General features: G+C 40.5%; 24 protein-coding genes. 16 read left to right on the forward strand and 8 right to left on the reverse strand.

Annotated elements, in window-relative coordinates:
- Positions 1–3: 3 nt before the first annotated feature.
- The 3 genes from AC6H4V_RS02595 to AC6H4V_RS02605 form a co-directional block, all read right to left on the reverse strand.
- Complete coding sequence (locus tag AC6H4V_RS02595; RefSeq protein ID WP_428729738.1) at positions 4–243, reverse strand: helix-turn-helix domain-containing protein; 240 nt, start codon at positions 241–243, stop codon at positions 4–6.
- 239 nt (positions 244–482) lie between these two features.
- Entirely contained in the window at positions 483–2,153 is a 1,671-nt protein-coding gene (locus AC6H4V_RS02600) for a flagellar assembly protein A (protein WP_497607351.1), read from the reverse strand.
- Complete coding sequence (locus tag AC6H4V_RS02605; protein ID WP_497607352.1) at positions 2,134–2,820, reverse strand: hypothetical protein; 687 nt, start codon at positions 2,818–2,820, stop codon at positions 2,134–2,136. Before AC6H4V_RS02605 ends, AC6H4V_RS02600 begins: the two co-directional genes overlap by 20 nt.
- Positions 2,821–2,931: 111 nt before the next feature.
- Between AC6H4V_RS02605 and fbaA the strand changes: the two genes are divergently transcribed.
- Positions 2,932–4,005 carry a class II fructose-bisphosphate aldolase gene (gene fbaA, locus AC6H4V_RS02610; protein WP_497607353.1) on the forward strand — a complete coding sequence of 358 codons (1,074 nt, stop codon included), beginning with the start codon at positions 2,932–2,934 and terminating at the stop codon, positions 4,003–4,005.
- 6 nt (positions 4,006–4,011) lie between these two features.
- Entirely contained in the window at positions 4,012–4,719 is a 708-nt protein-coding gene (gene cmoA, locus AC6H4V_RS02615; RefSeq protein ID WP_428729734.1) for a carboxy-S-adenosyl-L-methionine synthase CmoA, read from the forward strand.
- Between the two features lie 125 nt (positions 4,720–4,844).
- Here the strand turns inward: cmoA and AC6H4V_RS02620 are convergent, their stop codons facing one another.
- On the reverse strand, positions 4,845–5,087 hold the full coding sequence (locus AC6H4V_RS02620; RefSeq protein ID WP_497607354.1) for a hypothetical protein: 243 nt from the start codon (positions 5,085–5,087) through the stop codon (positions 4,845–4,847).
- Between the two features lie 162 nt (positions 5,088–5,249).
- On the reverse strand, positions 5,250–5,891 hold the full coding sequence (nth, locus tag AC6H4V_RS02625; protein ID WP_497607355.1) for an endonuclease III: 642 nt from the start codon (positions 5,889–5,891) through the stop codon (positions 5,250–5,252).
- Positions 5,892–5,978: 87 nt separating this feature from the next.
- Between nth and AC6H4V_RS02630 the strand changes: the two genes are divergently transcribed.
- Positions 5,979–6,809 (forward strand): peptidylprolyl isomerase, encoded by an 831-nt coding sequence (locus AC6H4V_RS02630; RefSeq protein ID WP_428729731.1) that lies wholly within the window; start codon positions 5,979–5,981, stop codon positions 6,807–6,809.
- A gap of 6 nt (positions 6,810–6,815) precedes the next feature.
- Positions 6,816–7,670, forward strand: coding sequence for a 1-aminocyclopropane-1-carboxylate deaminase (locus AC6H4V_RS02635; protein ID WP_497607356.1), 855 nt, complete (start codon positions 6,816–6,818; stop codon positions 7,668–7,670).
- On the opposite strand, the gene AC6H4V_RS02640 is transcribed toward AC6H4V_RS02635, so the two are convergent.
- Positions 7,667–8,344: a nitroreductase gene (locus AC6H4V_RS02640; RefSeq protein ID WP_497607357.1), complete on the reverse strand. Its 678-nt coding sequence runs from the start codon at positions 8,342–8,344 to the stop codon at positions 7,667–7,669. The two genes, AC6H4V_RS02635 and AC6H4V_RS02640, sit on opposite strands and share 4 nt — an antisense overlap.
- Before the next feature lie 146 nt (positions 8,345–8,490).
- Between AC6H4V_RS02640 and AC6H4V_RS02645 the strand changes: the two genes are divergently transcribed.
- The 8 genes from AC6H4V_RS02645 to ruvX all read left to right on the forward strand — a co-directional run bounded on the left by AC6H4V_RS02645 (position 8,491) and on the right by ruvX (position 16,279).
- A complete protein-coding gene (locus AC6H4V_RS02645; RefSeq protein WP_497607358.1) occupies positions 8,491–11,067 on the forward strand; it encodes an ATP-dependent Clp protease ATP-binding subunit in 2,577 nt (858 codons plus the stop codon).
- Positions 11,068–11,183: 116 nt separating this feature from the next.
- Positions 11,184–11,318 (forward strand): 50S ribosomal protein L34, encoded by a 135-nt coding sequence (gene rpmH, locus AC6H4V_RS02650; protein ID WP_299858927.1) that lies wholly within the window; start codon positions 11,184–11,186, stop codon positions 11,316–11,318.
- A 14-nt stretch (positions 11,319–11,332) separates the two neighbouring features.
- Positions 11,333–11,659, forward strand: a complete 327-nt coding sequence (gene rnpA / locus AC6H4V_RS02655; RefSeq protein ID WP_497607902.1) for a ribonuclease P protein component — start codon at positions 11,333–11,335, stop codon at positions 11,657–11,659.
- Positions 11,652–11,978: a membrane protein insertion efficiency factor YidD gene (yidD, locus tag AC6H4V_RS02660; RefSeq protein WP_428729727.1), complete on the forward strand. Its 327-nt coding sequence runs from the start codon at positions 11,652–11,654 to the stop codon at positions 11,976–11,978. The genes rnpA and yidD overlap by 8 nt, the downstream gene beginning before the upstream one ends.
- A gap of 14 nt (positions 11,979–11,992) precedes the next feature.
- Positions 11,993–13,603, forward strand: coding sequence for a membrane protein insertase YidC (yidC, locus tag AC6H4V_RS02665; protein ID WP_497607903.1), 1,611 nt, complete (start codon positions 11,993–11,995; stop codon positions 13,601–13,603).
- Entirely contained in the window at positions 13,596–14,540 is a 945-nt protein-coding gene (locus tag AC6H4V_RS02670) for a Jag N-terminal domain-containing protein (protein WP_497607359.1), read from the forward strand. The genes yidC and AC6H4V_RS02670 overlap by 8 nt, the downstream gene beginning before the upstream one ends.
- A gap of 3 nt (positions 14,541–14,543) precedes the next feature.
- A complete protein-coding gene (gene mnmE, locus AC6H4V_RS02675; RefSeq protein ID WP_497607360.1) occupies positions 14,544–15,884 on the forward strand; it encodes a tRNA uridine-5-carboxymethylaminomethyl(34) synthesis GTPase MnmE in 1,341 nt (446 codons plus the stop codon).
- Positions 15,884–16,279: a Holliday junction resolvase RuvX gene (ruvX, locus tag AC6H4V_RS02680; RefSeq protein ID WP_497607361.1), complete on the forward strand. Its 396-nt coding sequence runs from the start codon at positions 15,884–15,886 to the stop codon at positions 16,277–16,279. The genes mnmE and ruvX overlap by 1 nt, the downstream gene beginning before the upstream one ends.
- Here ruvX and AC6H4V_RS02685 read toward each other — a convergent pair.
- Complete coding sequence (locus AC6H4V_RS02685; RefSeq protein ID WP_497607362.1) at positions 16,276–16,773, reverse strand: MarR family winged helix-turn-helix transcriptional regulator; 498 nt, start codon at positions 16,771–16,773, stop codon at positions 16,276–16,278. The genes ruvX and AC6H4V_RS02685 overlap by 4 nt on opposite strands.
- Positions 16,774–16,869: 96 nt before the next feature.
- Between AC6H4V_RS02685 and AC6H4V_RS02690 the strand changes: the two genes are divergently transcribed.
- From AC6H4V_RS02690 to AC6H4V_RS02700, 3 genes are read left to right on the forward strand one after another with little or no spacing between them, the layout of a single operon-like run.
- A complete protein-coding gene (locus AC6H4V_RS02690; RefSeq protein WP_497607363.1) occupies positions 16,870–18,096 on the forward strand; it encodes a TolC family protein in 1,227 nt (408 codons plus the stop codon).
- On the forward strand, positions 18,097–19,191 hold the full coding sequence (locus AC6H4V_RS02695) for an efflux RND transporter periplasmic adaptor subunit (RefSeq protein ID WP_497607364.1): 1,095 nt from the start codon (positions 18,097–18,099) through the stop codon (positions 19,189–19,191).
- Between the two features lies 1 nt (position 19,192).
- Entirely contained in the window at positions 19,193–22,297 is a 3,105-nt protein-coding gene (locus AC6H4V_RS02700; RefSeq protein ID WP_497607365.1) for an efflux RND transporter permease subunit, read from the forward strand.
- Positions 22,298–22,390: 93 nt separating this feature from the next.
- Here the strand turns inward: AC6H4V_RS02700 and AC6H4V_RS02705 are convergent, their stop codons facing one another.
- Positions 22,391–23,014, reverse strand: a complete 624-nt coding sequence (locus AC6H4V_RS02705; RefSeq protein ID WP_497607366.1) for a hypothetical protein — start codon at positions 23,012–23,014, stop codon at positions 22,391–22,393.
- 117 nt (positions 23,015–23,131) lie between these two features.
- Between AC6H4V_RS02705 and ilvC the strand changes: the two genes are divergently transcribed.
- Complete coding sequence (gene ilvC / locus AC6H4V_RS02710) at positions 23,132–24,154, forward strand: ketol-acid reductoisomerase (RefSeq protein WP_497607367.1); 1,023 nt, start codon at positions 23,132–23,134, stop codon at positions 24,152–24,154.
- The last annotated feature ends 73 nt before the right edge of the window (positions 24,155–24,227 follow it).

Genomic DNA, 24,227 nt, shown 5'->3' on the forward strand with positions numbered 1-24,227 from the left:
CGTCTAATCCTTCAACTTGTTGATTTTTCTAACCGCTCTAATAATCTCTTCATCCTCAAGCCTGCCAAGCATTTGCATAACAGTAATAGCGGCTTGTGGTTTTGCACGCCCAAGCTTCCAATCTTGATATGTTCTCATGGGAATCCCTAGTGAATCAGCCATCTCTTTAAGAGAAATTTTTTTTCCATTGTTACGAGACTCAATAGAGTTGTGAAGAATGTTAAAGAGATCATTAATTTGCATAACAAAAATAATACAGAATAAATACTTAAATATACATTTTATTTATTAATAAACACGTAATAAATTTTGATATATAAATAATAATTGGTATATTATAAATAAAAACGATTTATAAATAATTATAAATGTATATAAAATACGATAAACCGTATGTTATTCATATAAAAAAATACTTACAAGCAGGAAAAGAAAAAAAGAAATTGTAAAAAAGTAGATTTGTAAAAAGGAAAAAAAAGAGGTTATTCTATGGAGATTTTTTTGTTTGTCGGATGGAGTGTTACAGTGCTTTCTGAAGCGATAAGATAAAAAGGTTCATAAGCTATAGCTTCTGTTTTAAAGAGAAGCTCTTCATCGTTGTTGAGAGTAAAAACAATGGTGTTCATACCTCTAAAAGGCTCTCGTACTGCTATTTTTGCATGCATCGCACTGTTTAGAATGTTATCTTGTGCTGCTTTGAGTGTATCGATTTTCTCTTTGAAGAGTGGAATTTTTGCAGGCGAATGCTTTTTTGCGCCTTCGAGTTTGTATTTAAAATCTTCTATTTCTTGGGTGATAAAGTTGTATTTGCTATTGAGTGTAGGAATCTCTTTGTAGTTAATCTTAAAGAGGTTGTCCTCTCCACTTACAAGCCTGATGGTGATGGAATGAGATGCATATATTTTCAGGTTGTTTTTAACAAGCCCGATGGTGACATTTTCAGCATAGATAGTTCCGCCGAGAGAGTTTTCAATCTCTACGTTTGTGGCATGAACCTCTCCACCTTCAAGCAGTGAGATTTTGGCGCTGTGACATCGAAGTTTGCCTTTGTGTCTGTTGATAGAGGCAAATTTCGCCTCTTGCAGTGAGTCTTTGTGTGTTGCGCCATCTATGGTAAGGTTAAGCGCTTTTAAGCTTGATTTTGCACCTACATGCCCGTGAATATGGATAGTCTCAGAGGTAAGCTCTACTCCCTCTCCAAGAGAGTCAAGTGAAGTGTCATGCTGCGCGATTATGACCTCTATGTTGTTTGCTTCATCTTTTGCAACACGCTCTTGAACGCGCGAGAGTGACTGCATCTTTATCTTATTGTCAATATAAAAATGCTTTGTATCAAAATGAACGTAACCTTTTATTTTGCTTTTATAAATTTTTCGATCACTATTTTCGAGAATTTCTATACTTTTTGTATCTATCTGGCATTTGAGATCATCAACATTTTTTAAAGATGCATTGTCAATAATATCACCAAAGGCATTGAGTCCATTTTTTCCAAAAGCAGGTTTTATATACTCAACAAGTATTTCCTCTTCTAGAACTTCGATTACCTGAAGGTTGGACTCTTTTTCTAAAAAGCGCATGAGCAGTTTACTGCTTCTTCTTATCTCTGGTTCTATGCCATTAAAAAGTGGGATTTTTATTTTTTTGACAAATTTGCCGGCGTAGAGATATTTGACAAATGCTTTTAGTTTCTCTTTCATCTCGCTATCAAAAAGATTGATTAAAATCCCGTTTGCAGCTTTGATGTTGTTGAATTCTTTAAAAAGAAGAAGAAAAATCTCCTTTGGCTGGTACTTGGTGTATGGAATTTGAGATTCAGGATGCAAAATAAGAGCAGGATGCGCATTATTTGGCGAAAAATCGATAGAGTAGTTAAGTTTTATGATGCGTTTAGGCTCTTGTTTTAGGGTGATTGTATATATCTGCTTGATTCTTAGATGCTCATTTATCATCTTTTGTGGATCATCATAGTATCCAAGAGAGTCTTCGTTGTAAAGTTTAAAAGTATCATCAGATGTGGTTTTGATATAAGTTTCAACCTCATTGATAGCAAAAGAGAACTCCAACGGCGAACAGTTGTTTTCTAGCGCAAATTTTTCGATAGTAGCGACAATATTTTTTGTTTTAAATTTTTTAGTAAGCAAGCAAATCACTATAGTCGTATTTTGAAAAGTCAAGGTAGAGCTGTCCGTTTTTGTGGATAACCCTTGCGTCGTTGTCGTAGGCAGCTAAGAAGCGTTTTTTTATCGTTTTTCTTTGAGATGATCTAATGGGGAGTGTGCGAAGATACTCTTTGAGCTCAACAAAATCTGCATTACGATTTGCATCACAAACAACCTCTGCTTCACCTTGATGCTCATAACTCTCTATCGTATGTGTTTCATGCAACAGATCTTTTTCTTGCTCAAAGCGCATCTTTTTGTTGACAAGTGTTAGTATATTTTTGAGTTGTTCATCTTTGGAGCTGTATATCTGCTCTATCTTATCTCTCTCGTCACGCAGCATCTGCTCTTTGTCATCGATAAGCTTGTCGATTTTGCTCTCAAGTTGCACAATTCTATTTTTAAGGTAGTTGTTCTCTTTCTGAAAAAGCGCCAAAACAGTTGCAACTGTTGTTTTTGGTTTTACCGTCGGAGCGTTTTGTAGTTGAGTTTTTTCTGATATATCTGCTTTTTTCTCTTCTTGGGGATGTGTAGGGAGTATAATATAAGTTTGGGACTCTTCAACAATGCAGTCCAGTTTTTTCGCTTTTATCTTAGCGTGAACCATCTCTTTGGACATTTTAAAACGTTTGCAATACTCATCCACAGTTAGTCTCATAAAAAGCCCCAAATTTTTTGCGTTATTCTAGCATAAATAATTTTTCAAAAGGTCAGTTAAATAAACCCTGTACTATAATTTGAGACAAATTTTATAAAAAGAGTTTAAAAAATGGGCATTTTAGATATTGTAAAAGCAGGTGTGTTATTTGGTGATGATGTGCAAAAAGTTTATCAGTATGCAAAAGAGAACGGTTTTGCTCTTCCTGCCATAAATGTTGTCGGGACAGACTCTGTAAATGGTGTTTTAGAAGCTGCTGCAAAGGTAAAATCTCCCGTGATTATCCAGTTTAGCAACGGCGGAGCGGCGTACTATGCAGGAAAGGGACTTAGCAACGAGGGCGAGAGAGCTGCTGTTGCAGGTGCTATCTCCGGTTCTATCCATGTTCATATGATGGCAGAAGCGTATGGTATCCCTGTTATTTTGCATACAGATCATGCCGCTAAAAAGCTTCTTCCATGGATAGATGCACTGCTTGATGCAGGTGAGGCTCACTACAAAACGCATGGCAAGCCTCTTTTTTCTTCTCACATGCTAGATTTGTCAGAAGAGCCACTAGAAGAGAATGTGGCGATTTGTAAAAAATATTTAGAGAGAATGAGCAAAATCGGCATGAGCATAGAGATAGAGCTTGGTGTTACGGGCGGAGAAGAGGATGGCGTGGATAACTCAAGCGTTGACAACTCTCTTCTTTATACTCAGCCAGAGGATGTTGCATACGCATACAAAGAGTTAAGCGAAGTCTCTCCAAACTTTACTATTGCTGCATCTTTTGGAAATGTTCATGGGGTCTATAAACCTGGGAATGTTGTTCTTACTCCAAAGATACTCGACAACTCTCAAAAATATATTCAAGAAAAGTTCTCTACTGCAGATAAGCCTGTAAACTTTGTTTTCCACGGCGGTTCAGGTTCAACTCTTGAAGAGATTCGTGAGGCAATCAGTTACGGCGTAATCAAGATGAATATCGATACAGACACACAGTGGGCGACTTGGGTTGGCGTTAAGGACTATTATGAGAAAAACAGAGCTTATCTTCAAGGGCAAATCGGAAATCCAGAGGGCGAAGACAAACCTAATAAAAACTATTACGACCCTAGAAAATGGCTAAGAGATGGTCAAAAAACACTTGTAAAGAGAGTGGAAGAGGCGTTTAGCGATTTAAACGCAATCGGTAAAAACTAACCATCTATGAATGACAAGGTCTTTGCAAAACCTATAAAAAAACAGTTTGAATTTGATGCAGAAGTTGCGGCTGTTTTTGATGACATGCTGCAACGAAGCGTGCCGTTTTACAAAGAGTCGCAAAAGATTACACAGTTTTTTGCGCTCAAAGCACTCCAAAATGGTGGTATTGCCTATGATTTGGGTTGTTCAACCGCAACAATGCTTATAAGCATCAGCAAAAAGCTGCAATGCAAAGCAGAGCTTATAGGGCTAGACAACTCCGAAGCGATGTTAGAGCAAGCCAGAAAAAAGTGTGAAGCGTTTAATGCGGATATTTTGTTAGAATGCGCAGATATCCTTGAGTATGACTATAAAGAAGCAGAACTTTTTATAAGCAACTATACCTTGCAGTTTGTCCGCCCCCTTATCCGTGAAGAGCTTGTAAAAAAGATAGCAACTTCTTTGAAAAAAGAGGGGATTTTTATCTTTAGCGAAAAGGTTATAAGCCACCATCCCAAACTCAACAAAGATTTGATTGAATGTTACTATGATTTTAAAAAAGAACAGGGTTACTCGGAGTATGAGATAATGCAAAAAAGGGAAGCTTTGGAGAATGTTTTGGTGCCTTACAGTGAGGATGAAAACATAAAAATGGTCAAAAACTGCGGTTTTTCACACTCTGAAGTACTTTTTCGTTGGGCAAATTTCGCAACTTTCATAGCTATAAAATAAAATTACTTCATATTTCGTCGTTAATTTATCTCAATGTACTAGAGTACATTTTCGATAAATCGCCTAGAACTATTTTGTAATTTTAATTTATAGTGCCTTTTTTGAAAGAATTACTTTCTATTTCTTTACCAAACATTCCCTTTTGGTTTCTCTTCTTCTTTGCCGACAACAGTGTCAACAAGTTCTCCTGTTTTTGTGCGTATCTCTTCGTAGGTTACAATGTCATCTTTGCCGCACTCTTTGTGGTAGTAGCCTTGAAGGTCATAGTACTCTTTGCAATCGCTGTAATACTGGAGTGAAATGCCATGTTTGTTGAAGCATCCGGAGAGTAGAAAAAGTGCTGAGGAGATAAGTATATATTTTGTCATAAACTGCTTCAAGCAAAAATCAATCCAATTTTTATCAAAAGACTTCTTTAAATAATCTCTGTTTGTGAACGATTCTGCAACGGAAGGGTCAAATCTAGCTTGCTAGATTTGGGGTGCCCACCGTGAAGCCTTAGTGAACAAACAGAGGTTTTTTAAAGAAGTCTAAACTTTAAAACTCTCTTTTGTTTTGCAGTATGAAGTTAAAAAGCACTCGTCGCATTTTGGATTTTTTGCTTTGCAGATGTAGCGTCCAAAAAGAACCATACCCTGATGAAGTGTTCTGAGATTGTTTTTAAACTTCTTGACAAGTGTTGCCTCCGTAGCAATCGCTGTTTTGTCATCACTTAGTCCAAGTCTGTGTGAGACACGAAAAACATGTGTATCAACTGCCATGAGGTTGGCTCCGGTGTATTCTATCATCACCACATTTGCTGTTTTTTGTCCAACTCCTGCGAGAGTGACGAGCTCTTTTTCATCCATGGGTATCTCACCGCCATAAACTGTGACGACTCTTTTTGCCATTTCAATGATATTTTTTGCTTTATTGTTAAAAAAAGAGCAGCTGTTTATAAGAGATTTTACATCTTCGATATCTGCATCTGCCAGTGCTTTTGGGCTGGGGTATTTTTCAAAAAGTGCGGGGGTGATAAGATTGACTCTTTTGTCGGTGCACTGGGCAGAGAGGGTAACTGCAATGACTAGTTCGTAGGCATCTTTATATGAGAGTTCAGTGACTGCATCACTATAATTTTGGATAAAAAGTTGATGGATTTGTTTGATTTCTTCTTTGGTTGCTTTTTTCATAGGACAAATTATACAAAGAAAACTGTTTTGTTTAATAACCATTAGTATTAACTAACTAGAATTTTTTTAATTAATCAAGGAAGTGGAATGAAATCAGTAACAAAAATAGCAATGTCTTTAGCTCTTTTATCGACAATGTCAATGGCGCAAACACTAGTAACAGTCAATGGAACGGCTATCACACAGCAAGATGTAGATAAAGAACTTATGGCAGCAACGCAAGGCAGATTAAACCAAGTTCCAGCTGAAAAGCAGGCAGAATTTAGAAAGCAAGTGTTAGAGCAGTTAGTTGCTAAAGAGTTAGTGTATGATGATGCAAAAAAAAGTGGTGTTTTGAACTCAGCTGAGTATAAAGATAAATATAAAGAAGTAACACAAAGAATCGAAAAAGAGATAGCGATTCAAGTATGGCAAAAAAGAGAGATAGATAAAATTGCTATCTCTAATGAAGATTTGAAAAAATACTACGATACAAACAAAGAAGAGTTTGTTGAAAACGAAAGTGTAAATGCACGCCATATCCTTGTAGCAAAAGAGGAAGATGCAAAGAGTATTATCTCAGAGCTCAAACCACTTAAAGGTGATGCGCTTAAAAACAAGTTTGTAGAAATTGCAAAAGCAAAATCAACATGTGCGAGTGCTTCAGGTGGCGGTGATTTAGGCTACTTTATGGCTGGTCAAATGGTTCCAGAGTTTAACAACAAAGCCTTTGCAATGAAACCAAAAGAGATGACAATGGAGCCTGTAAAGACAGAGTTTGGATACCATGTTATCTATATAGAGGATAAAAAAGCAAAAACAACAAAAACTTTTGCTGAAGTAAAGCCATTTATCGAGCAGAGACTAAAGATGGAAAAAGCAAAAACTGTAATGCTTGCAAAAATGAAAGAACTAGAGCAAAAAGCACAAATCAAGTAATTTTCTATGTATAACACTCCCACCACTCAAATCTCTGTGGATGGGAGGGTTTTTTATGTCAAAAGGGATGATTTAGCAGACCCTTTTTTAGCAGGAAATAAATTCCGCAAACTACATGCACTTTTACAAACCCCACCTCAAAAACTAGATAAAATTATCTCTTACGGCGGTACACAATCCAATGCAATGCTTGCTATTGCAGCGATGTGTAGGAAGAAAAACTGGCACTTTGCTTACTACACAAAACCGCTTAGCAATACACAAAAAAATGAAAATTATGGAAACTTCTTCCATTCGAAAAAGCTAGGGATGGAGCATGTAGAGATAGAAGAGCCTTACTACAAAGATTTTGTTGCTTCTGTGCGTTTGCGTATGGATGAGAGAACATTTGTAGTCGATCAAGGCGGAGCGGTGGAAGAGGCAAGGTTAGGGCTTGAAGTTTTGGCTGAGGAGATAAAAGAGAGTGCTTTGGATGTGCCATCACTAGCTACACCATCGGGAACAGGAACAACTGCTCTTTTTTTGGCACTTAGCTTGCCAGAATGTAAAGTCTATACAACGCCATGTGTGGGCAATAGTGAATATCTTAAAAAACAGATGAGCGCCCTACATCCGCTTCCTCAAAATCTCATCATATTAGAGCCAAAAAAGAAGTACCACTTTGCAAAGCCTTATAAAGAATTTTTGCAGATACAGCAAAAACTTTTCTCCTCTGGGATAGAGTTTGACTTGATTTATGCGCCATCAATGTGGATGGCACTGCTAGAGCAGACACAAGAAGAGATTTTGTATATTCATAGCGGGGGTGTAAGCGGCAATGAGAGTATGCTTGCACGCTATAGGCAAAAAGGGTTTCTTTAGAGAAAAACTACACTCTCGCTTAGCGGGACTCTCTGGGGTCTGTAGGTGTTGACTTTGGCATCTTTGTCTTCATATCCGAGGACAATGCTATAAAGCAGGGCTAAGTTTTCCGGTACATCCAATACCTCTGCTATAACCTTTCCAAATTCCGTTGTTGAGCCTTGTGGACAGCTCTCTATGCCAAAGGCTCTTGCTGCGAGCATGATGTTTTGCATATATGCGCCACAGTCGATAAGTGCTCCTTGCGCTCCATCTATCATTGCTTTGTCGGTGAAGACGAAAAAAACATTCTGCGCTCCGAACCATCGAAAGTTCTCATGCCACATTTTTGTTCTTTTTTCTACATCTTTTCTCTCTACGCCCATAAGTTCATAAAGACCCACGCCTGTTTCTAATCTTCTTTTTTTATAGACAGGCTTCCAATTTAGTGGATAGTATTGGATAAACTGCTCATGCGCTACGCCGCTTTGCATCTTTGCAATTATGGCATCACCGATTTTTTTTAAAATCTCTTGATTACTTACCGCATAAGTTATCCAAGGCTGCATATTTGCTCCGCTTGGTGTCATGGCAGCGGCTTCTAAGATTTTTTCTTGAATCTCCAGCGGTATAGATTTCGTCAGAAAAGCTCTTTTTGATGAGCGGTTTATGATGGCATCAAGGATGTTTGACATAGAGATATCTCCTTGTTAAATTTTTTTGGAATTATAGTACAAATCAAATTAAAAGTAAGTTTAACACATAAAGACTAAAAAGACTTGACAAGAAGTCACTCAACTTGCTATAATTTTTTCATAAATAAACAAAAAAGGTAGAGAAGATGAATGGAATTTTTGAAAAATTAACAAACAATATGAGTGAATCTATAGAGTCGGCGGTATCGCTTGCACTTCATAACAAAAATCAAGAGGTTGAGCCGATACATTTTTTATGGGCGCAGCTTACAAACTCTAACTCTGTACTCAACCAGATATTTAACAAGATGAATATCAACAAGGTTGCGATTGAGCTTGATGTGAAAAGCCTAAGCGAGAAGCTTCCAAAGGCATCTTCTCTCTCAAAAGAGAACATCAGAATATCAAGAAACTTTGTTCAGACACTTGAAAATGGTATAGGTTTGATGACGAAAAATGGAGACTCTTTTTTGGCTGTAGATACCTACATGCTTGCAAATATCAAAAATGAGCCATTTGCGAGCCTCTTTAAAAAGTATCTTGATGTTTCAGAGTTTGCTAAAAATATCGAAGCAGCGCGCGGTGGAGCAAAGATAGAATCGCAAAGTTCTGATGAGACTTTAGAGTCTTTGAAAAAGTATGGGATTGATTTGACGGCAGAAGCAAGGGAGGGTAAGCTTGCTCCTGTAATAGGGCGTGATGAAGAGATAACACGCATGATGCAGATTTTGATTCGTAAAACTAAAAATAACCCGATGTTGCTCGGTGAACCGGGGGTTGGAAAAACAGCACTTGTTGAGGGACTTGCACAAAGAATCAGTGATGGCAAAGTACCGACATCGCTTCAAAACAAAAAAGTTATTGCGCTTGACATGAGCGCACTCATAGCGGGGGCAAAGTACAGAGGCGAGTTTGAAGACAGACTAAAATCTGTTGTGGATGAGGTCAAAAAGAGTGGTAATATCATCCTCTTTATCGACGAGATTCATACCATCGTCGGAGCGGGAGCGAGTGAGGGAAGTATGGATGCGGCAAATATCCTAAAGCCTGCACTTGCTCGTGGGGAGCTTCATACTATCGGGGCAACAACGCTTAAAGAGTATAGAAAGTATTTTGAAAAAGATATGGCATTGCAGAGACGTTTTTTGCCGATTAATCTTGATGAGCCGACAGTCAATCAGTCGCTACAGATTTTGCGTGGGATAAAAGAGAGACTTGAGACACACCATAATGTGACCATTACAGACAGTGCGCTTGTTGCGGCGGCAAAACTCTCGGATAGATACATTGCAGACAGATTTTTGCCGGACAAAGCTATCGACCTTATAGACGAGGCGGCGGCAGAACTCAAGATGCAGATAGAGTCAGAGCCTAATGCTCTAAGCGGTGCAAAGATTAAGCGCTCAGAGCTTCGTGTGGAACAAGAGGCACTAAAGATGGAAGAGTCTGCCGCTAACACAAAACGTCTTGGAGAGATAGTAAAAGAGCTTGCCGATGTTGAGGAGAAAGTTAGAAGCTTAGAGATGCAGTTTGCTCATGAAAAAGAGGTGTTTGAGCGAATATCTAATATCAAAAATGAGATTGAAGCAAAGAGAAGAGAGGCAAGTATCGCAAAAAATGCTTCTGAGTTCAACAAAGCCGCAGAGATAGAGTATGGACAAATCCCACAACTTCAAGCTGAAGAGAAGAGGGTGGCAGAAGATTGGGCAAGAATGCAAAAAGAGGGAACACTGCTTAAAAATAGTGTGGATGAGGAGTCTATCGCCTCTATCATCTCAAGATGGACGGGGATTCCTGTTAAAAAGATGCTTCAAGCGGATAAAGATAAGATTTTAAATGTCGAAGAGGAGCTTAACAAAGAGGTTGTGGGGCAGAGCAAGGCGACGCATGCGGTTGCCCGTGCCATAAAGAGAAACAAAGCAGGGCTCTCTAGCGGCAACTCTCCGATAGGAAGTTTTCTCTTTTTAGGTCCAACGGGAGTTGGAAAAACGCAGACCGCAAAAACTTTGGCGAAATTTTTGTTTGACAGCCCTGATGCGATGGTGCGAATAGATATGAGCGAGTATATGGAGAAACACTCTGTTTCACGCCTTGTCGGTGCGGCACCCGGATATGTTGGGTATGAAGAGGGCGGACAGCTCACGGAAGCGGTAAGAAGAAAGCCTTATAGTGTTATCTTGTTTGATGAGGTAGAAAAGGCACATCCTGATGTTTTCAATATCCTTTTGCAGGTGCTTGATGATGGAAGATTGACGGATAACAAAGGGGTGACGGTTGATTTTACAAATACTATCATCATTTTAACGTCAAATATCGCAAGCCAGAAGATTATAGAAAATCCAAATTCAGACGCTCTTCAAGAGATGGTGTTGGGGGAACTTAGAAAATCATTTAAGCCTGAATTTTTGAACCGTTTGGATGATATCGTTATCTTTAATGCTCTGGGACGTGAGCAGATAGTCGGAATCGTTGATATTTTCTTTGGTGAAATCGCTAAAAAAGTGGCAGGAAGAGATATTCATATAGCACTCAGTCCAAATGCAAAAGCTTATATTGCAGAGGCAGGGTTTGACCCTATCTATGGGGCAAGACCGCTTAAACGCGCTCTTTATGAGATTGTTGAAGATAGACTTGCAGAGCTTATTTTAGAGGGCAGAGTTGTTGAGGGTTCTTATGTAGAATTTGATTTTAAAGATGGTGAGATAGAGGTAAAAATCTCTTAAATTATGTGGTATTTGTTACGAAAAGGTGTTTTGGTTAAGCAGAAAAATTAATCTTAACCACGCTTTAAGTAACTTTCCTATATAGTTTCGGACTTAATTTTAAAGAAGGATATGTCATGAAAAGAACATACCAACCTCATGGTAAGCCGAGAAAATCAACTCACGGTTTCAGAGCAAGAATGGCAACGAAAAACGGTCGTCGTGTACTTAACCGCCGTCGTGCAAAAGGTCGTAAAAAATTGTCAGTTTAGGAAATTTCTATACGCTGAAGCTACATCGTGAGTTTCAGTATATCTATAGAAAAGGGAAAGATGCACATACAAGCAGTGTAGTACTGTTTTTTCTTCCTGCAACCAACACTAAAAAAGTTGGATTTACAGCTACCAAAAAAATTGGTAATGCTGTACAAAGAAACAGAGCAAAACGAAGACTTCGCGCTCTGTTTATCACTTACGCTTCAGCACTTCAAGAGGGCACATATATCTTCGTAGCCAAACAAGCAATTAACGAAACAACTCATGAAAAACTTACATCAGATTTTGAAAAAGTGTTAAACCGCTTGCAGACTTTTAAAAAGAGTTCGGATGGTTAGAACATTTTTACTAAAATTGTTATGGCTTTATCAGAAGTTTTTTACGCTCATTGGGTATGGCAGTTGCAGATATTACCCATCTTGTAGCCAATATGCAAGAATTCATTTCGAAAATAACTCCATTTCAAGTGCTTTTTACCACACTTTTACTAGAATAGCGCGTTGCAATCAACTCTTTGAGGGCGGCATTGAGTATCCATTGCTTGATAAACTCAAAGAAAAGCCCACAAAACTGAGGGTTGAAGCTATAAAATATTGGTTGGTTCCAAATAAAAAAAACCGTTTTTATATCATAAAAAATTTTTCATATAAAGGGTGACCGTGTTCGACAAAATGACACCAAATCAAAGATTAATAGTAGCCGTATTGCTATCGTTTGTGTTTTTCATAGCATATACAGCAATTTTTCCAGCAGAGCAGCCAGAAGTGGCACAAACAACGACTCAAAACGTAAAGAGTGCGCAAGCATCAACGCAAACGCCAACCCTTAAAACAGAAGATGCTGCAGGTCATGCAATCTCTACTAATGAAAAGATGGCGGCAAATGACTTAAGTACATTAGTAACGCTTAGTAACAGCAAGTTTGTTGTAAAGATGGATACACTTGGAAGAGTATCATCAAAAATATTGCTTCAAGATAAGTACAATGACAAAGATGATAAGCATGCTGAACTTATTCCAGCTAATGGAACAAAGCCTCTTTTTATCAGATTTTTGGATGAAACTCTCAATGAAGAAGCTCTTAAAACACCTTATACTGCGGATGTATCTGCAATAACTTTGGAAGGTCAACCTCAAAAGGTGACTCTTACACAAAAGCTCTCAACGCTTAGCGTGACAAAAGAGGTTACTTTTTATGAAGATGGGCATTATGATGTAAAAGTTGCACTCTCTGAGGATAAAAAATACTTTATCTATCTAGGGCAAAGACCGCAAATTACTGAGCAGATGATGACGGTTTCGGGTGCAATGGTTTATACGGATGATCAGATAGTTACTATCATTGAAGACGGTGATGCACAGGGACGTAAGACGTTTTCAGGCGTAGAGCTCATCTCTGCTTTTGATCAGTACTCTGCAAGCATCATGTATGGATTTGCAAAAGATACAAACATAATCGTTGAGAGAGACAAAGAGAGCAATCCGGTTCTTTACTTTGAAGCACTGCAAAATATGAGTTTTAGCGGCTACATAGGGCAAAAAGAGTATAAAACTCTCCATGCAATCAACCCTGTTTTAACAAATGCGATTGAGTACGGGTGGTTTACATTTGCTTCTAAGCCGTTGTTTCAGCTTCTTATGTGGCTGCACGGTATCTTTGGAAACTGGGGTTGGTCGATTATCGGGCTTACTATCATCATCAGAGTGATTCTTTACCCTTTGACTTACAAAGGGATGGTTTCGATGCAGAAGATGAAGGATATCGCACCGCAAATCAAAGCACTTCAAGCAAAATACAAAGGCGACCCTCAGCGAATGAACGCTGCTGTTATGGATATGTACAAAAAGCATGGAGCAAACCCTCTTGGCGGATGTCTCCCGATGCTTCTGCAGATTCCTGTCTTTTTTGCGATTTACCGCGTTCTTTTAAATGCAGTTGAGCTTCAGGGTGCGCCATGGATGTTCTGGGTAGATGACCTCTCAAGAATGGATGGAACTTTCATCTTGCCTATTTTGATGGGTGCTTCGATGTACTATCAGCAAAAACTCACGCCGAGCAACTTTACAGACCCTCTGCAAGAGAAGATTTTTAAATATTTACCAATAATTTTCACTTTCTTCTTTATAACTTTCCCGTCAGGTTTGGTTCTTTACTGGTTTGTGAACAACCTTTTCTCTATCGCGCAGCAGTTTATTGTCAATCAACAGTTTAAAAACGCGAAAGATGCTCAGATAGCGGCACACAAGCATGTAGAGAAAAATGCGGAGAAAGAGAATGATTAAAATAGAATCAACCACTCTGGAGCAGGCATGTAAAGATGCCGCTTTAGCTCTTGGATGTTCTGCAAGCGAGTTGGCGATAGAGATTGTTCAAGTTCCAAGCAAGGGAATTATGGGGCTTTTCAAAAAGAACGCTATCATCGTTGCGGCAAAAAAGAGCAAAGAGACTCTCCCCCCACAAACAGTTACGCCACCACAAAAAATTGAAGAAACAAAAATCCCATCAACTCCTCCGCCAGAAAAAACAAAAGAGCCTGAAGCGCCAGTCAAAAAAGAGTTTAAGCCTCAACCAAAAAGTGAGTATAAACCTAAAAAAGAGTTCACAGCGCCAAAACACAACATAGTCAACGATACGATTATGCCGCAGTCTTTTGTGAGTACACAGGAGGATGATGACTATGATATGGCAGGCATCAACTATACCGCTGATTATGAAGAAGAGGATGCGCTTTACGAGGAGGAACAAGATGGAAAAATCAGCGCTTATGATGTCGCTTCTGCTGTTTCTAAAGAGATAAATGAACTCTTTGCCCTAACATGCTTTAAGATTGATAAGATAGAGGTAAGTGCGTATGATGCAAACACGCTTCTTGTGGAGTTTAAAGGTGATGATGCAGCGCTTCTTATCGGAAAAGAAGGATATCGTTACAAGGCACTCTCTTATATGATTTTCAACTGGATTAACACCAAGTACCAACTGCAACTTCGCTTAGAGATTGCAGAGTTTTTGAAAAACCAAGAGGAGTCTATCACAAGATATCTTGTCACTGTTTGCGAAAATGTTGATAGGGATGGGCGTGCACAGACAAAGATTCTTGATGGCGTTTTAATCCAAATCGCACTCAAAGAGCTTCGCGAGAAGTATCCAAACAAATACGTGGCAGTCCGCTCTACGCGTGATGGACTCAAATTTATCATCATTAATGATTACCATAACTAAGAGATGAATGAAGATACCATCAGTGCCGTTGCAACCGCAAACGGCATAGGCTCTATCGCCATCATTCGCATCAGCGGTGATAGGGCTTTGGAAATCGCTAAAAAACTTACCCGCAAACAAACTTTTTCTCCAAGATATGCAACTTTAACAAATATATACAATCGTGACGATGAGCTTATAGATGAAGCCATCGTTATCTACTTTCAAGCACCCCTCTCTTTTACCGCCGAAGATGTAGTGGAAATCCAGTGCCACGGTGGGTTTATCGTTGCGCAGAGCATCTTGAAGGCAACACTTTTTTATGGCGCAAGGCTTGCAGAGGCAGGGGAGTTTTCCAAAAGAGCTTTTTTTAATGGTCGTATTGATTTGAGTGAAGCAGAGGCGATTGCGGGGCTTATCGAAGCAAAGAGCGAAGATGCGGCAAAAATCCTTGCAAAGCAGATGAAAGGCGAGCTTAAAGAGTTTGTAGAGGGTATTCGTGATGCGCTTATCCATATCCTTGCTTACTCGGAGGTAAGCATCGACTATGCGGAAGAGGATTTGCCAGAGGATTTGGTTTTGCAAATCAAGGCAAAACTAAGCGAGCTTCAAAGTTCACTTCAAAAAACACTTCTAGCAAGTAGAGCGAGAGAGGGATTGATGCAGGGGTTTCGCGTGGCAATCGTGGGCAAACCCAATGTCGGGAAAAGTTCGCTCTTAAACGCACTGCTCAACTATAATCGTGCGATTGTCAGTGATATTGCAGGAACAACGCGAGATACGATAGAAGAGCAGGTGAAAATCGGCACGCACCTTATCCGCATAGTCGATACAGCAGGCATACGAGAGGCAAACGATGAAATAGAACGTATCGGGATTGAGCGCTCACTTGAAGCTATCAAAGAGAGTGACATCGTCGTAGCGCTATTTGATGGCTCAAGAGTTGCAGATGCCGAAGATGAGCAGATAGTATCGCTTATCAAATCGGAGGCTGTCGATAAGCATGTTTTGTATGTAAAAAACAAGATAGATTTAGAGCCTAAGTTTTCGCATAGAGATATAAGATTTGATATGGAGCTCAACTCAAAAGAGAGTGTCGATATGCTCATCAAAGCCTTAGAAAGTATCATGAATGAGGCAAACAGCTCTGAAGAGACGATGCTTATCTCACAAAGACAAGTATCGGCAGTTGAAAATGCTCTAAAAAGCATAGAAGAGGCATTTGTGCCGCTGCAAGATCAGGAGCTGGAGATATTTTCATTTTGCTTAAACGAGGCGCTAAAAGAGGTGGCTTCCATCACAAGACCTTTTGAAAATGATGAGATGCTTGATAAGATGTTTGGCTCTTTTTGTTTGGGGAAATAGTGAAGTATATCGCTATTGATTTGGGGCTTAAACGAATAGGTTTGGCGTACAGTGCGCATAAAGATATGGCAACTCCTCTAAAAGCAGTAGAGAGAAAAAACAGAGACCAAGCCGCAAGAGATGTAAAAAAAGTTCTTGATGAGTGGGAAGTTGACGCCGTTGTTGTCGGCATACCTATGGGCGGGAGCTCTGAAGATGAGATGAGACGCCGTGTGGCGCATTTTATGAATCTTGTTGCTTTTGAGGGCGAGATTTTTTATCAGGATGAGAGTAACTCGTCTATAGAGGCAGAGTGCATGATGAAGGGCGAGATAAAATATATCCGTGATGGACGTATCGACTCTATTGCGGCTATGATTATCTTGCAGAGGTTTTTAGCAAAAACAAACTTCTAAAACTTGTTGATATTTAAGAGAACTTTTTTTAAAAGAGTTGCAAAGAGTTCTCTCTCCTCTTGCGTGAATGCTTCAAAATATTTGCTACACTCTTTGGAAATTGCGAAGAGTGACTCTTTTACTATCTCTTCTCCGCTCTTACTTAGGCAGACAAGCATACAGCGTTTGTCGTTTGCATCCTCTTTTCTATAGATAAAACCTCGCTCTTGAAGCCTCTTTAACACCTTGGTCATGCCGCCTGAGGAGAAGATGGTTAGGTCGTAAAGCTGGGTTGGGGAGAGGACTTTGTTGTTGGTGTAGAGCGAAGCCAAAACATCTACCTCGGAGTTTAAGAGGTCAAAACGCTCTTTTAAGAAGCTCTCCGCATGGGTGAAGACGGTTTTTTGGATAAGTGCGATGGGGAGGGTCATCGTAAAGACCTCTGGAAGCTCGCCATCCTCGATTTTACCGTAAAAATTTGCTATAAGATTGTTATTGACTCTATTTTTTTTCATAGTCGTATTATACCAAAAAAATATATCTTTCTAGCAAGATATATTTAAGAGTTGTTTAGATATTATTTTGAATCAATTGATTTTAAAGGAGTACTATTGAGAGTTGTTTTGTCCATACTTTGTTTAGAACTTTTTCTTCACGCATCATCGCTTCAAGAGCTTATTGATGTTTCGCAAAAAAACAGAGTAGTTGCTTCTGCTTCACATGTAGTAGCATCCAAAGAGAAGGCGTACGAGAGCAGTAAAAGCGGCTATTTGCCAACTCTTGACCTACTTGGAACGTACCAAAATGCTTATGATGAAACGCCTACACTTGCGCAAAACTCTTTGAGGGCTCAAGCGAGTTTAAAGTATGTTATCTATGACGGCGGTAAAAAAGAGAGTGTTTACGGGCAGCTTGAGTCCACTGTTGCTTCAAGCAAAAAAAGTGTTGAAGCTATCAAAAACAGTATCTCTTTGGATGTTGCAAGGCTCTATTTTGGGTATCTCTCGCTAGAAGCCGACAAAACTGCAACGCTTCAAGAGATTGAACAGCTCAAAGCAGAACTCAAAAGAGTGCAGTTTTTTTATGAGGCGGGAACTGTAACCAAAGATGAGGTTGCAAAGATTGATTCTCGCACAAAGAGCGCACTTGTCGCACTTCAAGAGATAGAGCTTGAGAGCCAAAAAATCCTCCACACATTAGAGTACTACACGACACAACAAGTCTCTTCTGTCCAAAAAGGTTCTCTCGTTCATCTGCCACAAGAGGAGACAACTCTTTTGCGTGCCGAGATTCAGGCACTTGAAGATGAAGCCTCATCCGTGCTTTTTAGCGCAAAAGCCCTTAAGAGCCAAAACAACCCAACACTCTATTTTGAGGATACTTTGAGCTACACTGACTACTATTTTGACCAAAAACCGACAAACTCTTTAGTAGATACGCAAAACATTGCCACGCTCAATGTCGCGTGGAATATTTTTGATTTTGGTTCACGCACACAGGCGTATGAGTCAAAGTTTCAGGAGTATTTGAGCAAGAAATCATCGATTGAACATGAAAAACACAAGGCAGATGTTGACTACAGACTTGCAAAAAAGTCGCTAGAGATTGCAACGGCAAAAGTTGAAGCGGCAAAAGCGACGCTGGAAGCGGCTTCTACGACTTACGAACTTATCAAGTTTAAGTACCAAAACGGAACAATCGACAATGTCGCTTACCTTTTAGCTCTTAGTGAAAAGTACGATGCAAAGAGGGGTTATGAGAGAGCGATAAATGATTTGGAGATTAAAAAAGCGGAGCTGATTTACTACAGCGGAAAAGATATAAAGGAGTTTTTATAGATGAAAAATTTAACATTACTGGTGGTTGTTTCTCTGCTTTTTATGGGTTGTAATGAACAAAAAAAAGAGCCTCAGGCGCAACAAGCGGCGCAAATGCCAGCTCTGCCTGTAAAAGCACATGATGTAAAGTTTGAGAGAGCGGATTTTTCTAAGAACTATTCGGCGGTACTAAAACCATTTGCCGAGGTTGCGGTGGTTGCTCGTGTGAGCGGCGTGCTTGAGAGAGAAAACTTCAAAGAGGGTGCGTTTGTCAAAAAGGGCGATGTACTTTACGAGATACAAAAAGGGGAGTATAAAGCCGCACTTGATGAGGCAAAAGCAACACTTCTAAAAGCAGAAGCGGATTTTAACAAAGCAGCCAGAGATTGGAAGAGGGCGGAGTATCTTTTTACAAACAATGCCATTAGCGAGCAGCAGCGAGATGGGCTTTTTTATGCGCATGACAACGCAAAAGCAGAGGTGCAAAAAGCAAAAGCCGCTCTTGCAAACAAAGAGTTGGATTACGGCTACGCAACTATCAAAGCCCCTTTTAACGGAGTTGTTGGTATGAGTAGCAGCGATGAGGGGACATACATAAATGCGGAATCGCAAAACGCACAACTTACCACCGTTACGGCATTGCACAAGGTTTATGCAGAGTTTTCGCTCCCAAGCAGCGATGCCATGAAGTACGCTTCAGAGATAAAGGGCGGTAAAAAAGTTTCACTTCAAATCGGGGCAAAAAAGTATGAGGGAGTTGTTGATTTTGTAGCACCGAAACTTGATTTGCAGACAGATACGCTCTTAGTAAGAGCAGTTTTTGACAACCAAGATAGAGGACTCTCTGTCGGGGCTTATGTGGAGGTAACACTGGGTGGCTTTAGCTATGAGAGCGTGGCAAAAATCCCGCAAAATGCACTTATAAAAACACCTGATGCTACTGTTGCTTATGTTGTCCAAGACGGTGTTGCCATGATGCGTCCGCTAAAAATCGCAACCGTTCAAGACGGCGTGGCGATGGTGGAGAGCGGCATCAAAGAGGGCGAAAAAGTCGTTATCGGCAACATAGCAAAACTGAGACCAAACAGCAAAGTTACCATCGTAGAGGGTAAGTAAAATGTTTAGCGCATTTTTTATAAAACGACCCGTTTTTGCTTCCGTTATCGCCATTATCATCGTTTTGGCGGGCGTTATCTCTATGCGTTCTTTGCCTATCAGCGAGTATCCAAGGGTTATCCCGCCGCAAATCGTCGTCTCAACCTCCTATCAAGGAGCAAGTGCCGAGACTATCTCAAAAACTGTAGCCGCTCCGCTTGAAGAGCAGATAAACGGCGCAAAAGATATGCTCTACATGAACTCCCTTGCCGCAGATAACGGCTCGCTGAGTATAAGCATCTTTTTTAAAGTCGGAACAAACCCAGACGATGCAAAGATAGATGTCAACAACCGTGTCCAAGCCGCACTTGCAAGACTTCCCGAACAGGTAAAACGTCAAGGCGTGCGGGTAAATGAAAAGTCGCCCGATATGCTTCAAGTCATCATCTTAAACTCGCCAAAACAGACAAGAGATGTCACATTTCTTTCCAACTATGCGCTTATGAATGTCGTGGATAGTCTAAAAAGGGTCAAAGGTATTGGCGATGTTGTGATATTTGGTGCAAAAGATTACTCCATGCGCATCTGGATAGACCCGCTAAAGCTAAAAAAATATTCGCTCACGGTAAGCGACCTTATAGATGCCGTGCGCAAACAAAATGAGCAATACGCCGCAGGAAAACTCGCTTCAGAGCCAGTTGCAGGCAATGAGATGTTTACCTACACCATAGAGACACCTGAGCGGTTTGCCGAACCTTCACAGTTCTCAAACATTATCATAAAAGCAAACGAGGACGGAAGCTCGCTCAAGCTTAAAGATGTAGCGACGGTGGAGCTAGGTTCACAGAGCTATGAGATGAAAAACAAGCTTAACAACGCTCCTGCCGTGCCTGTCGCACTCTTTTTGCAAAGCGGTGCAAATGCGCTTGAGACGGCAAAAGAGGTAAAAAAGGTTATCGCAACTATCAGTGAGAGTTTTGTGGATGATGTGAAGTATGTGATTCCTTATGATATTACCGATTTTGTCGAGATTTCAATCAATGAGGTTGTCAAAACTTTTGTCGAAGCTATCATTTTGGTTATCCTTATCATATTTCTATTTTTGCAAAACTGGCGTGCGACGCTTATCCCTGTTTTAGCCGTTCCCGTCTCCATCGTCGGAGCATTTGCGGGGATGTACATGCTCGGGTTTAGTATCAACCTGCTTACCCTTTTCGGGCTTGTTCTTGCCATCGGAATCGTGGTTGACGATGCGATTATCGTTATAGAAAATGTCGAGAGACACATCAAAGAGGGGCTTTCTCCGCTTGATGCTTCCCTTAAAGCAATGCAAGAGGTCTCGGGTGCGCTTGTGGCTATCGTTTTGGTACTCTCTGCCGTCTTTATCCCAGTTGCGTTTTTGGGCGGACTAAGCGGCGAGATGTACAGACAGTTTGCCGTAACCATCGTTATCTCTTTGGCTATTTCTGGGTTTGTGGCACTCACTCTCACACCATCTTTATGTGCCATGATGTTAAAACCGACGCACAATGAGCCAAAGTACTTTTTCAAATGGTTCAACAGCGCATTTGATTTTATGACCAAAGGCTACACGGGGGCGGTAAAACTTACCATCAGATACGCATTTTTGAGCCTCCTTCTTTTTGGCGGACTTATCTATGTCACTTACGATATGTTTATCCACCTCAAAACGGGACTTGTGCCATCAGAGGACAAAGGAACTGTTTTTGTCTTTAGCTACAATCCACCCGGATCGGCACTTAGCAGAACAGACGCTCTAACAGAGGAGATTTACAACATCGCTTCAAAAGATAAAGAGAGCATAAAAAACATTGTTCAGTTTGCGGGACTTGATTTTGTAACTTTTGCGCAGAGAACAAATGCGGCGGCTACCATCTTAAAACTCCAACCGTGGGATGAGCGAACAAAACCTGAGCAGCATGCGGGACAAATAGCCGCACAGATGAGCAAAAAACTCTTCTCTACAAGCGAGGGCTTCTCTTTTGGCGTTGTTCCTCCGCCTATCATGGGGATGGGAGTTGCAGGCGGATTTGAGCTTTATGTGCAGAATAAAAACGGCACAGACATGAAAGAGCTTCAAAAATATGTCAATGAAATCATCCAAAAAGCAAGCACAAGACCTGAACTTGCAGGCGTGAGAACGACGCTAAACACAAGCGTTCCAAAGTATAAGATGAGTGTCGATACCGCAAAAGCAAAAGCAAAAGGGATAGACATCGACCAGATTTACCAAACGCTCAACGCAACTTTTGGAAGCTTTTATGTCAATGACTTTAACCTCATGGGCAGAACTTATATGGTGAACATGCAAGCGGATACCTCTTTTAGAAAAACACCTGAGGATTTGGAGAAGATTTATGTCAGAAGCAACAAAGGCGAGATGCTCCCTCTTAGCTCTTTTGTCACGCTCAAGCAGATTGTAGGAGCGGATTTGGTAGAGAGATTTAACCTCTATAGTGCCGCAAAAGTGGCAGGAGCGGCAAATATGGGCTACAGCTCAGGCGATGCGCTAAGAGCCATGGAAGAGGTTGCCGCCGAGGTTTTACCGCAGGGATACGCTATCAGCTGGATTGGTACGGCGTTTCAGGAGAAGCAGATAAGCAGTGCAGGAAATATGGCGTTTCTCTTTGGAATTATCTTTTTGTATCTCATCTTGGCGGCACAATACGAGAGATGGTTGATGCCTATATCGGTCATCTTAGCCGTTCCGTTTGGCGTTTTTGGGGCAGTTGTGGCAAACAGCATGCGAGGACTTGAAAACGATATCTACTTTCAGGTAGGTATCCTTGTTTTAGCAGGGCTTAGTGCCAAAAATGCGATTCTTATCGTCGAGTTTGCTATGCAAAAAAGGGCTCAGGGCATGGAACTGGTCGAGGCGGTTTTAGAAGCCGCAAAGATTCGTTTGCGCCCTATCATCATGACCTCTCTTGCCTTTACGCTAGGAGTTATCCCTCTGGCTATCAGCAGCGGAGCAGGAGCGGCAAGCAGACACTCCATCGGCACGGGAGTTGTAGGCGGAATGCTCTCAGCCACCTTTTTGGCGATAGTTTTTATACCGCTTTTTTATATATTGGTTTCAAAACTGACGAAAGAGAAAAGGGTGTAGCACTTTATGGAAGTGGGGCTTCAGCCCCGTAAAAATCACATTTCCACGCTAACTAAGCGGGGTTAAAACCCCACCTCCAAGGGGTGTACAGAGCTAAAGAAGAACGCCAAAAAACTCCGCCGCCTCTTTTTCATCATCACTTAAACTCTCTTTTTGAAAGTCATCATCAGTTTCGATAAGCCTCTGGATCTCTTTTTTACAAAATGCAAACAACACATCTCTCGCCTCATCCAAATCATCCACAAACCCAAGCCCGCTAAATCTGTAAGGCTCTTCATACTCGATGCACAAAAGCGTACCGCTACACTCCTTTTCTAAAACCTCTACAAGCGTTCTGTAGCTGATGTTAAACTCCGTCGCATGCCAACCTATGACTTCCATCTCTTGGGTTCCAAGCTCATCCACGCCATCAGCGGTTGTGTCATCGTAGGTTGCTCTTGCTTTGTTAAACCCGATAATCTCCTGCCAGTTTGAAGCCGCTTTTATAAGCACACGCTCCTCATCTTCTACAATTTGGTAGTTTTTTCCAAGCGCCTCTTCAAGAGAGCTTTTTATCTCGGTAGAACCACTAAAGATAAGAACGTCATGCGCACCAAAAGGCTCATAGCAAATAGCGCCATCCACACGGATACCAAAGATTTTATCACTCTTAAGAGCTTCAAAAAGCTCCTCTTTGTCCGCAACGATAATTTCTTTAAAAAGATTAAATTTTTTCACAAATCCGCCTCTGTTTTTTAGCGGTATTATAAAAGTTTTTGCTTTATTTGAGTATAATGCCGAAAATTTTTTAAGCGTTTAAGGGTACTTTTAAGCTTAAAACCCAAGGAAAAAACAATGGCATTAACTGTTTACTACGATAAAGATTGTGATATCAATATAATTAAAAGCAAAAAAGTTGCGATGATTGGCTTTGGCTCTCAAGGTCACGCACATGCTGAAAACCTAAGAGACAGCGGTGTTGAAGTTGTTGTTGGTTTGAGACAAGGCGGCTCTAGCTGGGCAAAAGCTGAAGCAAAAGGATTTAAAGTTATGACAGTTGGCGAAGCTTCTGCTTACGCTGATGTTGTTATGATCCTTTTACCGGATGAAAATCAAGCTGAAATTTACAAAAACGAGATTGAACCAAACCTCAAAAACGGTGCAACTATTGCATTTGGACACGGCTTTAACATCCACTACGGAAGAATCCACCCAAGAGCTGACATCAATGTTACTATGATTGCTCCAAAAGCTCCGGGACACACTGTTCGTTCTGAGTTCGTTCGTGGCGGTGGTATTCCAGACCTTATCGCTGTTGGACAAAATCCAAGCGGAAAAACTAGAGAACTAGCACTCTCTTACGCATCAGCTATTGGCGGCGGAAGAACTGCAATCATCGAGACAACTTTCAAAGATGAGACAGAAACTGACCTTTTTGGAGAGCAAGCTGTTCTTTGTGGCGGTGCTGCATCTTTGGTTCAAGCTGGTTTTGAGACACTAACAGAAGCTGGATACGCTCCTGAACTTGCATACTTTGAATGTTTACATGAGCTAAAACTCATTGTTGACTTGATGTTCCAAGGCGGAATCGCAGATATGAGATACTCTATCTCTAACACAGCAGAGTACGGCGACTATGTTTCTGGCAAGCGCGTTATCAATGCAGAGAGTAAAGCTGCAATGAAAGAGATTTTAAAAGAGATTCAAGATGGAAGATTTGCAAAAGACTTCATCCTTGAAGGTCAAGCAGGCTACCCACGCATGAACGCTGAGAGAGCAAATGCAAGAGCATCTCTTATCGAGCAAACAGGCGTAAAACTAAGATCTATGATGCCATGGATTTCAGCAAACAAGATTATCGATACTTCTAAAAACTAAAATAGTGACGCATTTTTTGCGTTGCTAACCCATTTTCTCAAATATTTTAAGACTCTCTCATACTTTTAAAACA

This window comes from Sulfurimonas lacustris, assembly GCF_059705355.1.